Annotated in this window: 12 protein-coding genes and 1 pseudogene; 9 read left to right on the top strand and 4 right to left on the bottom strand. The window is 71.0% G+C overall.

Features of this window, described 5'->3' with window-relative positions; all coding sequences use genetic code 11:
- From AB0I79_RS53865 to AB0I79_RS53845, 5 genes and pseudogenes are all read left to right on the top strand, one after another.
- Positions 1 to 384 (top strand): annotated as a pseudogene (locus tag AB0I79_RS53865) (serine hydrolase); the annotation flags it as partial.
- 119 nt (positions 385 to 503) lie between these two features.
- Positions 504 to 1,979 carry an MFS transporter gene (locus tag AB0I79_RS53860; RefSeq protein ID WP_357891936.1) on the top strand — a complete coding sequence of 492 codons (1,476 nt, stop codon included), beginning with the start codon at positions 504 to 506 and terminating at the stop codon, positions 1,977 to 1,979.
- Positions 1,980 to 2,089: 110 nt separating this feature from the next.
- Positions 2,090 to 2,497: a hypothetical protein gene (locus tag AB0I79_RS53855; RefSeq protein ID WP_357891933.1), complete on the top strand. Its 408-nt coding sequence runs from the start codon at positions 2,090 to 2,092 to the stop codon at positions 2,495 to 2,497.
- 140 nt (positions 2,498 to 2,637) lie between these two features.
- Positions 2,638 to 2,778, top strand: a complete 141-nt coding sequence (locus tag AB0I79_RS53850; protein ID WP_357891930.1) for a hypothetical protein — start codon at positions 2,638 to 2,640, stop codon at positions 2,776 to 2,778.
- A gap of 66 nt (positions 2,779 to 2,844) precedes the next feature.
- On the top strand, positions 2,845 to 3,498 hold the full coding sequence (locus AB0I79_RS53845) for a maleylpyruvate isomerase N-terminal domain-containing protein (RefSeq protein WP_357891927.1): 654 nt from the start codon (positions 2,845 to 2,847) through the stop codon (positions 3,496 to 3,498).
- Between the two features lie 15 nt (positions 3,499 to 3,513).
- Here the strand turns inward: AB0I79_RS53845 and AB0I79_RS53840 are convergent, their stop codons facing one another.
- Both AB0I79_RS53840 and AB0I79_RS53835 read right to left on the bottom strand, forming a co-directional pair.
- Entirely contained in the window at positions 3,514 to 3,696 is a 183-nt protein-coding gene (locus tag AB0I79_RS53840) for a DUF5708 family protein (RefSeq protein WP_357891925.1), read from the bottom strand.
- A 126-nt stretch (positions 3,697 to 3,822) separates the two neighbouring features.
- Entirely contained in the window at positions 3,823 to 4,248 is a 426-nt protein-coding gene (locus tag AB0I79_RS53835; RefSeq protein ID WP_357891922.1) for a PPOX class F420-dependent oxidoreductase, read from the bottom strand.
- 90 nt (positions 4,249 to 4,338) lie between these two features.
- On the opposite strand from AB0I79_RS53835, the gene AB0I79_RS53830 reads away from it, so the two are divergent.
- Together AB0I79_RS53830 and AB0I79_RS53825 are read left to right on the top strand one after the other, a co-directional pair.
- On the top strand, positions 4,339 to 6,168 hold the full coding sequence (locus AB0I79_RS53830) for an ABC transporter ATP-binding protein (RefSeq protein ID WP_357891919.1): 1,830 nt from the start codon (positions 4,339 to 4,341) through the stop codon (positions 6,166 to 6,168).
- Positions 6,168 to 7,991 carry an ABC transporter ATP-binding protein gene (locus AB0I79_RS53825; protein WP_357891916.1) on the top strand — a complete coding sequence of 608 codons (1,824 nt, stop codon included), beginning with the start codon at positions 6,168 to 6,170 and terminating at the stop codon, positions 7,989 to 7,991. Before AB0I79_RS53830 ends, AB0I79_RS53825 begins: the two co-directional genes overlap by 1 nt.
- Here the strand turns inward: AB0I79_RS53825 and AB0I79_RS53820 are convergent.
- A complete protein-coding gene (locus AB0I79_RS53820) occupies positions 7,978 to 8,757 on the bottom strand; it encodes a TetR/AcrR family transcriptional regulator C-terminal domain-containing protein (RefSeq protein ID WP_357891913.1) in 780 nt (259 codons plus the stop codon). The genes AB0I79_RS53825 and AB0I79_RS53820 overlap by 14 nt on opposite strands.
- Before the next feature lie 86 nt (positions 8,758 to 8,843).
- Here AB0I79_RS53820 and AB0I79_RS53815 point away from each other — a divergent pair, with 86 nt between their 5' ends.
- Complete coding sequence (locus AB0I79_RS53815) at positions 8,844 to 9,593, top strand: SDR family oxidoreductase (protein WP_357891910.1); 750 nt, start codon at positions 8,844 to 8,846, stop codon at positions 9,591 to 9,593.
- A gap of 1 nt (position 9,594) precedes the next feature.
- Here the strand turns inward: AB0I79_RS53815 and AB0I79_RS53810 are convergent, their stop codons facing one another.
- Positions 9,595 to 9,720, bottom strand: a complete 126-nt coding sequence (locus tag AB0I79_RS53810) for a hypothetical protein (protein ID WP_357891907.1) — start codon at positions 9,718 to 9,720, stop codon at positions 9,595 to 9,597.
- A gap of 17 nt (positions 9,721 to 9,737) precedes the next feature.
- Here AB0I79_RS53810 and AB0I79_RS53805 point away from each other — a divergent pair, with 17 nt between their 5' ends.
- The gene (locus AB0I79_RS53805; RefSeq protein ID WP_357891904.1) at positions 9,738 to 10,280 is read left to right on the top strand and encodes a hypothetical protein; all 543 of its coding nucleotides are present in this window, start codon (positions 9,738 to 9,740) and stop codon (positions 10,278 to 10,280) included.
- The last annotated feature ends 9 nt before the right edge of the window (positions 10,281 to 10,289 follow it).

The raw sequence follows: 10,289 nt of genomic DNA, 5'->3' as shown, positions 1-10,289 counted from the left end.
TACTTCCGGATGCTGCTCAACGGCGGGGTGCACAACGGCCGGCGGATCCTGTCCCGGCCGGCGGTGGAGCTGATGACCACCAACCGGCTCACCCCCGAGCAGAACGCCGCCCGCACCGCCCTGGCCCGCAACGCCGTGCACATCTCCTTCGGCCAGGGCCAGCAGGGCGGCTGGGGCATCGGCATGGCAGTGCGCACCTACCGCGGCGACTACGCCCCGATCGGCCAGTTCGGCTGGGACGGCGGCAGCGGCACCTCCGCCTACGCCGACCCGGCCACCCAGGTCACCGGCATCCTGCTCACCCAGGTCGGCTACACCGTCCCCAGCCCCGCCCACCTGATGAACGACTTCTGGACCACCGTCTACCAGGCCATCGAGGACTGATACCAGGCCCCGCCCGAGGGTGAGATCCCCTCGGGCGGCCCTCGCCTCAGACCGTGCCCAGCGGCGCCGGATCCACCCACCACCCGACCACTCTCCGCACCTGAACGGAAGCAGAAGACATGCAACCGCATCCCCGCCGCTGGCTGATCCTCATCGCGCTCTGCCTGAGCACGCTGGTGCTGGTCATCGACAACATGGCACTCACCGTCGCCGTCCCGGCGTTGTCCGCCGACCTGGGCGCGACCGCGCAGGACATCCAGTGGATCCTGGAGTCCTACATGCTGGTCTTCGCCGGCCTGCTGCTCACCGCCGGATCCCTGTCCGACCGGTACGGCAGGCGAAAGGTCATGGTCATCGGCCTGACACTGTTCGGCGCCTCCTCCCTGGTGGCCACGTTCGCCACCACCCCCGGCGAGCTGATCGCCGCCCGCGTGGCGATGGGCGTCGGCGGGTCGCTGATCATGCCCGCCAACCTGTCCATCATGATCAACGTGTTCACCGACGAGGCCGAGCGGCGCAAGGCCATGGCCGCCGGGGCCGCCTTCGGCGTGCTCGGGCTGGCCGGCGGCCCCGTCCTCGGGGGAGCCCTGGTCGCGTCCCTCGGCTGGGAGGCGGTCTTCTGGATCAACGTCCCGGTCGCCGCCCTGGCCGTCACGGCCGCCGTGACCCTCATGCCCGAGTCCAGGGGCCCCGTGACCAGGCCGGACCCGCTCGGCGCCGTCCTGTCCGTGGTGGGGATGTCCGCGCTGGTGTGGACGATCAACGAGCTGGCGCACGGCATCGCCTGGATCCCGCTGGTGATCGCCGTCGTCGCCCTCGGCTCCTTCGTCCTCTGGGAGCTGCGCACCGAGCACCCGATGGTGCCGCTCAGGCTGTTCGGCGATCGTGACTTCGCGGGCGGCAGCCTGTCGCTCACGCTGGTCCAGGTCGGCAACGGCGGCCTGCTGCTGGTGCTGACCCAGTACATGCAGTTCGTCCTCGGCTACACCTCCACCCAGGCCGGTCTGGCGTTCATCCCGATGTTCGCCGCCTCCATGATCTTCAACGGCGTCGGCGCCGCGCTGGGGACCCGGCTGGGCAACCGCACCACCGCGGTGCTCGGCATGGTCGTGATGGCGGGCGGGTTCGGGCTGCTCGGCCTCCCGTCCGCCGACAGCTTCGCGGTCCTGGCCGTCGCGCAGGCCGTGCTGGGCGCGGGCAGCGGCCTGGCGATGCCGTCGGCGGTCATCGCCCTGATGGGCGCCATCCCCGCCGAGCGGGCCGGGGCCGGTTCGGCGCTCAACAACACCATCCAGCAGGCTGGTGCCGCGCTCGGCGTGGCCATCCTGGGCAGCCTGGCGACCAGCAGCTACGCCTCGGCCATGCCAGCCGGCGCGCCCGAGGAGGCCCGCCGCTCGGTGGCCGCCGCCGTGGCCGACCCGTCCCTGTCCGCGGTGGCTCGCGAGGCCTACGGCGCGGCCATGTCGTCCGCCTTCCTGGCCGCCGCCGCCGGGGTGCTCGCGGCCGCCGTACTGGCCCTGCTCCTGCTGCGCGGACGCCGCGGCACGGCAGGCGCGCCCGCCACCAGCGAGTCCAAGACCCTCGTCGCCGCATAGAGGCCGTGTCAGCGGCCGCGTCAGAACGGCGACGGCCCGGTATCAGACCGGTCGGCGATCGTGGATGTCACGAAGCGACCGAGCACCTCACAGAACGGAGCACCCCCACCATGTCCCTCACCCTCACAACCCAGGACAAGATCACCATGCGCACCGCAGCCTGGGGCTCGGTCTCGCTGATGGCCGCCGCCGACGCCGCCGGCAAGCCGCACCGGGCCGCCACCCACGGCTCCATCGCCCTGGCCTCCGCGACCGGCCTGACCGGTCACGTGCTCGCCGAATGGCCCAAGGGCGTGAACCTGCGCGGCAAGTCCGTGGCCGAACTCGCCGACGTCGTGCTGCCGGCCCTGACCGCGGCCATGAGCCTGCTCAACAAGCAGGACCCCGCGGAGGCCGTCAACTTCCGCCGCACCGTCGTCGTCGCCGTCGAAGCGGCCGCCCGGACCCACCAGGGCGAGCCCCGCCCTCCCGTGGCCGAGATGCTCCGCAAGATCACCGCGGCCCTTGACGCCGCTTGACGGCCTGCTCACCGGTATGGCCGCATGTCGGCATGACGCAGACATGACCGCTTCCGGTGACAGCCGGGTCATGAGCCGTTCGCTGGACCACCTCCCCGATGGCCGAGATCCGCTCGGCCCGCTCCATCGGGGGACGATTCGTGACAGCCACCCTGGCCCGTGGCGTCCGCTCGCACGCGGACGCCACGGGCCGCAGCCTTTCCGGGCACCCGGTGTCGGTGCTGCCGGCGATCCCGGACGCGTGGGTGGCCGCCGCGCTCGCTCTGCGGCGCGCCAGCTGAACGCCGGTACAAGGGGAGCCGGAGTTCCGGTCGCTTTCCGGTGGTGTGCGCTGTTAGCGTGCGGCGGTGGATCTCTTCTCACGGTCTTGGGCGGCGTTGCGCACGGCGGTCGCCGAGCTTCCCGACGAGGACTTCGAGCGGCCGTCCGGCTGTGCCGGCTGGCTCGTACGGGACCTCGCATGCCACCTGGTCATCGACGCGCAGGACGTTCTGATCACCCTCGCCACTCCCGAGGACAGGGAGCCGACCAGGAACGCGGTGACGTACTGGGACCTCGTCGAGCCTCCGACCGGCGACGACCCGCTCGACGCGCTGACCGTCCGCCTCGCCGCCGCCTACCAGGAGCCGCGGCTGCTCAAGTTCCACCTCGACGACGTGGGCTCGGCGGCCGGGCGCGCCGCCGTGCTCGCCGATCCGGCCGCTCGGGTCGGGACCAAGGACCAGGTCCTCACGGCGGGCGACTACCTGTCCGCGTACGTCATGGAGTGGACGCTGCACCACCTCGACCTGATCGCCCACCTGCCGCATGTCGCCGGGCCGCCCGCCGAAGGGCTGTCCCGTGCCCGTGCGATGCTGGAGGAGCTGGCCGGGGCGGCGTTCCCCGCGGAGTTCTCCGACGCGGACGCGCTGCTCGTCGGCACCGGGCGGCGGGCGCCGACGGCCGAGGAGCGGGTCGCGCTCGGCGAGCTGGCCGGGAGGCTGCCGCTTGTCCTCGGCTGATCTCCGGGCGGGCCATCAGCTCCGAACGCTCTTGTAGACCCCGTACAAGGACTCCAGACCGCCCACCACCATCAGGACCACGCCGACCTTGGACGGCGTGAAGACGAGGACCGTCTGGTCCGAGCCGAACAGCCACAGCGCCAGCCCGATCGCGAAGGTGATCAGACCGGTGAACAGTGTCTTGAAGGCAGAGGACATGGACGATCCTTCTCGATCGGGACGGGCATACCGAATCTTCAGAAGAAGACCGTAATCAGGCCCGGCCCGCGGGACCTCCTGCCGGTTGAGGAAACGGGACTACATCCTTCGGCCGATCCAGGAGCGTCAGCCCGCGACGGCGCGCTGGGCGATCACCTTGTCGATGCGCAGCCGGACCAGGCACTCGCCCGGGACGGCGTTGCGGGTGCCGAACTCCTGGGCGCGCCCGTCGCCCATGTAGCGCCGGCCGATCTCGACCGCCCACACCAGCATCTCCTCCAGGTCGAGCGAGATGGTGGCGCGGCCCTTGATCAGCACGTACGAGTAGGGCGGCGCCTGGTCGTCCACGCACAGCACGGCCCTGGGGTCGCGGCGCAGCGCCCTGGCCTTGAGGCCGGTCTCGGAGGTGTTGAACACCACCTCGTCGTCGTCCAGCAGAAACCAGATCGGCGTGATGTGCGGCGCGCCGTCGGACAGCGTCACCCCGAGCTTGCCCGTGCGGGTGCCCGCCGAGGCGAACGCCCGCCACTCGTCGTCACTCATGCGTTCCATGAGGCTACGCTACGCCACCGCGTAAAAGGGTTCGAGAACTGTCGGTGCCCGGTGATACAAAGCAGGTCCACCTAGCCGAGGGGCTTGAGCATGTCGATCACCAGTGGCTCGGAGTTCTCCGTCGCCGGGCCGCGCCACAACCGCGCCGGCCCGGTGCGCTGGCTCTGGTCGCACCTGCGCCGCCATCCGCTGCAGCTGCTCGGCTTCCTCGGCGGGTCGCTGGCCATGGTGGTGCTCAACGCCATGGTGCCGCAGCTCACCGGCGACGCGTTCGACGCCGTGCTCGGCGTGCGGGGCGAGCCGATGGACGCGCTCGGGCTGATCGCGTGGGCGCTGCTGGCGATCGTGGTGGCGCGCGGGCTGTTCGACCTGTGGGCGCGGCTGTCGAGCGAGGTGCTGGCCAAGCGGCTGGAGCGCGACGCGCGCGACGAGCTGTACGTGAGCCTGCTCGGCAAGAGCCAGACCTTCCACAACCGGCAGCGGGTCGGCGACCTGATGGCCCGGGCGGCCAACGACATCCGGCAGCTCTCGATCATGATCACGCCGGGGGCCGACCTCATCGTGGACTCGGGGCTGACCGGGCTGGTGCCGCTGTTCTTCATCGCCGCCATCGATCCGCGGCTGCTGCTGGCGCCGGGCGTGTTCGCGGTGGTGTTCGTGGTGGCGCTCTGGCACTACATGCGGCAGCTCAACCCGGTCGCGACCCGCATGCGGGAGGAGTTCGGCGAGCTCAACGCGGGGCTCAACCAGGCCGTGCGGGGCATCGAGGTGATCAAGGTGACCGCGCAGGAGGCGCAGGAGCGGCTGCGGTTCCGGGCCAACGCGCGGCGGTATCGCGACTCCTTCGTACGCAACGGGCTCGTGCAGGCGCGCTACCTGCCGACGCTGCTGTTCGCCTTCGCCATGGCGGCTGCGTTGTGGCACGGCATCCACCTGCAGGGCATCGGGGCGATCACGATCGGCGAGCTGGTCGCGTTCATGGGGCTCATGGGCATGCTCGGGTTCCCGACGCAGATGTCGATCTTCACGTTCTCGCTGATCCAGATCGGCATCGTCTCCTCGCGCCGGATCCTGGGCCTCATCACCTCCGACAGCGAGATCGAGCAGCGGGCCGACGGGCATGCCGCGCCGATCACCGGGGAGATCGTCTTCGAGGACGTCACGTTCGGCTACGAGGCCGACGGCGAGCCGGCGCTGCGCGGGGTGACGTTCACGGTGAAGCCCGGCGAGACCGTGGCCGTCGTCGGCGAGACCGGGTCGGGCAAGAGCACGCTGACCAAGCTGGTGCCGCGCATCTACGACGTCACCTCCGGGCGCATCCTCGTCGACGGCGTGGACGTGCGCGAGTGGGACCTCGACTCGCTGCGCTCGCAGATCTCCACGATCGAGCAGGACATCGTGCTCTTCTCCCGCTCGGTGGCCGAGAACATCGCCTTCAGCAAGGGGCAGCGGGCCGACCGCGAGGCGATCGTCGAGGCGGCGCGCGACGCGCAGGCCGCGGAGTTCATCGACGAGCTGGACGACGGCTACGACACGGTGATCGGCGAGCGGGGCGTCACGCTGTCCGGCGGGCAGCGGCAGCGGCTGGCCATCGCGCGGGCGCTGCTGACCGACCCGGCGATCCTGGTGCTGGACGACTCCACCAGCGCCATCGACTCCGCGACCGAGGACAAGATCCAGCAGGCCATCGGGCGCATCCTCGACGGGCGCACCACACTGCTGATCACCCACCGGCTCTCGCAGATCCGCTGGGCGGACAAGGTGTTGCTGCTGCGGCGCGGCCAGGTGGTCGACTTCGGCACCCACGACGAGCTGATCGGGCGCAGCCGCCTCTACCGGCGGGTCTTCGCCCACTACGACGAGGCCGACCTCCGCGACGAGGGGCCGGTCCTGGCCGGCGAGCAGGGAGGGGTGCGCTGATGGGCTTCCTCATGGACGGCCTCGAGGCCGAGGACTACGACCGCACCTACAACGACCGCGACCTGCTGCGCCGGATCATGTCGTACTTCCGGCCCAAGCTGGGCGCCATGGCCCTGGTGGCCTCCATGATCGTGCTGGGGTCCGCGAGCCAGGCGGCCATCCCCACGCTGGGCAGCCTGGCCGTCGACGCCATCGCCGACGGCACGATCGGCCAGGTGGGCTGGCTGCTGGCCGCGGGCATCCTGGCCACCGGCGTGGTGTCGTGGGGCTTCAACTTCGTCCGGCAGAAGAACAGCGCGAAGGTCACCGGTGACGTGGTGCTGCGCCTGCGCGAGGACGCGTTCGACGCGGTGCTCAAGCGTGACCTGTCCTTCTACGACGAGACGCCGTCCGGCAAGATCGTCAGCCGGGTGACGTCCGACACCGACGACTTCGCCACCGTCTCCACGCTCACGATGGACCTGATCAGCCAGGTGCTGATGGTGGGCTTCGTCACGGTGCTGCTGTTCGTGCGCAGCGTGGAGCTCGCCCTGCTGACGCTGCTGGTGGTGCCGGTCGTGGTGGGGCTGGCGCTGCTGTTCCGGCGGCTGGCCAGGGTCAGCACGCGGCGCGCGCAGCGGTCGCTGAGCCGGGTGAACGCCAACCTGCAGGAGACCATGGGCGGCATCGCCGTGGCCAAGAACTTCCGGCAGGAGCAGCAGGTCTACGACGAGTTCCGGCCCATCAACCGGCAGAGTTACCAGGTGACGCTGCGGCAGGGGTTCGTCTTCTCCGCCATCTTCCCGGTGCTCTTCCTCGTGGCCGGGCTCGCCACGGTGGCGCTCGTCCAGCTCGGTGGCGCGTCGGTCGTCGGGGGCGGGCTGTCCGCCGGCGACTGGTACCTGTTCCTGCAGGGGGTGTCGCTCTTCTGGTTCCCGCTGACGTCCATCGCCGCGTTCTGGTCGCAGTTCCAGCAGGGGCTGTCGGCGTCCGAGCGGGTCTTCGCGCTGATCGACGCGCCGCCGCGGGTGGTGCAGACGGACTCGCAGCCCGCCGGGCGGCTGGCGGGGCGCATCGAGTTCGAGGGCGTGACGTTCGGCTACGACCCGGCGCATCCCGTGCTGCGTGACTTCGACCTGACCATCGAGGCGGGGGAGACCGTGGCGCTGGTGGGTCACACCGGTGCGGGCAAGTCCACGCTGAGCAAGCTGATCACCCGCTTCTACGAGTTCCAGGACGGCCGCCTGCTGATCGACGGCCGCGACATCCGCACCCTGGAGCTGGGCAGCTACCGCAGGCAGATCGGGGCGGTGCCGCAGGCGCCGTTCCTGTTCAGCGGCACGGTCGCGGAGAACATCCGCTACCCGCGGCCCGAGGCGACCGACGAGGAGGTGCTGGCCGCGGCGTCGGCGGTGGGCGGCGGCGACTGGATCGAGGCGCTGCCGAACGGGCTGGAGACGGATGTCGGCGAGCACGGGCGGGCGCTGTCGATGGGGCAGCGGCAGCTCGTCGCGCTGGCCCGGCTGCTCGTCCAGGACCCGGCGATCGTGGTGCTCGACGAGGCCACGGCCAGCGTCGATCCGCTGACCGAGGCGCAGATCCAGGAGGGGCTGGACGTGGTGCTGGCCGGGCGGACGTCGATCGTCATCGCTCACCGGCTGTCCACGATCGAGCACGTCGATCGCATCATCGTGCTCGATCACGGGCAGATCGTGGAGGAGGGCGACCACGCCACGCTGCTGGCCAGGGGCGGGCGCTACTGCCAGGTCTACAACACCTACTTCCGGCACCAGTCGCCCAACTACCGGGCGGGCTCCGGCTTCGTGCCGGTCAGCTCCTCCTGAGTGGGCGGGCCGGCCTCTCCGCCGAGCGGGTACGCAGCGACGGGATGAGCGCGGCGATGGCGTCGAGGACGCGGTCGAGCCCGTGCCGGAAGCGTTCCTCGGGGGTGAGGTGGGCGGTGCGGGAGTCGAGCACCGACCGGCTGAACAGCGGGAATTCGCCGGATTCGACGACCCGGCGCACGTACGGGCCCATGTAGTCGCGTTTCCAGCGTTCGGGGTCCAGCCCCGTGCGGCGGGCCTCCTCCAGCCAGCCGAGCTCGCGGCGGATCGCGCCGTGCGTGTAGTCGTCGAGCATGCCGACCAGGCCGGTGCTGTCGTCGATGCCGAGCCCGGTCCCGTCGAGAGCGCCGAGCGCGAACTCGTGCACGCGCAGCAGTTGCGGGCCGAGCGTGGGCCGGCTGGTCAGCAGCGTGATCAGCCAGGGATGGCGCAGGCCGGCGGCGCGGGTCTGCCGGGCCAGCAGCGCCAGGTCGGCGCGCCAGTCACCGGAGGGGGCGTCGGGGAGTTCAACGTCGCTCATCGCCAGGTCGATCATGAGGTCGAGCAGGTCGTCGCGCCGCGGTACGTAGCGGTAGAGCGACATGGCGCCGGTGCCCAGCTCGCCGGCGATCCGCCGCATGGTCGCGGCCTCCACCCCCTCGGCGTCGGCGATCAGGACGGCCGCCCGGGTGATCTGCTCGCGGCTGTAGCCGGGGCGCCGTCCCGGTCCTGAGCGCTCCTGCCGCTCCGGCAGCATCCAGATGCTGGTGGGTTCCTCGTCGGCCATGCGCATCCCTCCCGTGCATTTGCGTACATCGTACCTGAATGGCTATGGTCCTATTCACGTACGTGGTACGCGAATAGGAGATGATCATGATGCGATTGACCGGGAAGACGGCGCTGGTGACCGGCGCGAGCAGGGGTATCGGCCGTGCGATCGCCACCCGGCTGGCGCGCGAGGGCGCCCGCGTCGCCGTGCACTACGGCGGCAACCACGCGGCCGCCAAGGAGGTCGTGGCCACCATCGAGGCCGGCGGCGGGCAGGCCTTCGCCGTCCAGGCCGAGCTGGGCACGCCGGGTGACGCCGAAGCCCTGTGGTCGGGCTTCGACGCGCACGCCGACGGATTGCACGTCCTGGTCAACAACGCGGGCATCCTCGGCGGTCAGAGCGAGATCGACGGCGTCACCCGGGAGGGCCTCGAGCGCCTGTTCGCGGTCAACACCACCGCCCCGTTCTTCATCACCCAGCAAGCCCTGCCACGGCTGCGCGACGGCGGGCGGATCATCACCGTGGGCACCATGCTGACCAGGGGAGCCGCCATGCCCAGGGCGATCGACTACGCCATGTCCAAGGCGGCGCTCGACGTCCTCACCGTCGCGCTGGCCAAGCAGCTCGGGCCGCGTGGCATCACGGTCAACCTCGTGGCCCCCGGCGTCATCGACACCGACATGCACGAGGGGCGCCTGGTCGGTGATGCCCTGGCCTGGCTGTCGTCGCAGACACCCCTCGGCCGGCTCGGCACGCCGCAGGACGTGGCCGACACCGTCGCCTTCCTGGCCTCCGACGACAGCCGCTACATCACCGGGCACCGGCTCGACGTCTCGGGCGGGACGACCATGTGAGTCAGTTGACCGTCACCGAGCACGCCGTGGTGTCCAGGCGCCCCGCGAGACGGTGCTGCCGCCGGTCGAGCCCGCCCAGACGCACTGCGTGCCGGTGCAGCCCGGCCCCCGAAATGTCGGTGATCATCCCTACGCTCGGTGCTCATGAGCGAATCAACCGGCTTACCGGACACCGTGCAGGTCACGAACTTCGACCTCCACGTCAGCTACGGGCAGGCGTACCTGATCGACTGCACCGACGACGCCGAGGGCCCCGGGGACCTTCTCGACGACCACCCGACCCACCCGGTCGGCATCATCCGGGTCGAGGACGGGGACGCGTTCCTCATCACGGGCCTGCACACCGGGACGGTCGACTTCACCGTCGCGGTGGCCGGCCACGATCCCGGGGCGGACGTCGAGGGCTTCGAGGACGTCGTGGAGATCAGCATCGAGTCCGCGTCCGGCGAGTTCGAGCTGCACGAGTGGGGTGGCGAGTGCCACGAGCTGCCCGCCCTGCCGGCCGGGCCCGGGTGGTACCGGCTGCGGTACCACGCACGGGGCATGGACGAGGCCGTGGACGGCGTGGACCTGTCGAACGGGCCCGTCGATCACTACCTGCTGCAGATCTGGCCCGCGCAGTGGTCGCTGCCGCAGGTGGTCAAGCACAGCAGTGCGTGCGCGGCATACTGGCGGCGGCCTTCCTGAGGCGCGTCG

Origin of the sequence: Nonomuraea sp. NPDC050202 (assembly GCF_040656115.1) — a bacterium.
Classification (GTDB): Bacteria; Actinomycetota; Actinomycetes; order Streptosporangiales; family Streptosporangiaceae; genus Nonomuraea.
This window is presented reverse-complemented; position numbering and strand designations above follow the sequence as displayed.

Coding starts and splice junctions, on each gene's coding strand:
- AB0I79_RS53805 (WP_357891904.1), top strand. CDS start 9,738: ATGAGCGAATCAACCGGCTTACCGGACACCGTGCAGGTCACGAACTTC.
- AB0I79_RS53830 (WP_357891919.1), top strand. CDS start 4,339: ATGTCGATCACCAGTGGCTCGGAGTTCTCCGTCGCCGGGCCGCGCCAC.
- AB0I79_RS53840 (WP_357891925.1), bottom strand. CDS start 3,696: ATGTCCTCTGCCTTCAAGACACTGTTCACCGGTCTGATCACCTTCGCG.
- AB0I79_RS53810 (WP_357891907.1), bottom strand. CDS start 9,720: ATGATCACCGACATTTCGGGGGCCGGGCTGCACCGGCACGCAGTGCGT.
- AB0I79_RS53835 (WP_357891922.1), bottom strand. CDS start 4,248: ATGGAACGCATGAGTGACGACGAGTGGCGGGCGTTCGCCTCGGCGGGC.
- AB0I79_RS53820 (WP_357891913.1), bottom strand. CDS start 8,757: ATGGCCGACGAGGAACCCACCAGCATCTGGATGCTGCCGGAGCGGCAG.
- AB0I79_RS53815 (WP_357891910.1), top strand. CDS start 8,844: ATGATGCGATTGACCGGGAAGACGGCGCTGGTGACCGGCGCGAGCAGG.
- AB0I79_RS53860 (WP_357891936.1), top strand. CDS start 504: ATGCAACCGCATCCCCGCCGCTGGCTGATCCTCATCGCGCTCTGCCTG.
- AB0I79_RS53855 (WP_357891933.1), top strand. CDS start 2,090: ATGTCCCTCACCCTCACAACCCAGGACAAGATCACCATGCGCACCGCA.
- AB0I79_RS53825 (WP_357891916.1), top strand. CDS start 6,168: ATGGGCTTCCTCATGGACGGCCTCGAGGCCGAGGACTACGACCGCACC.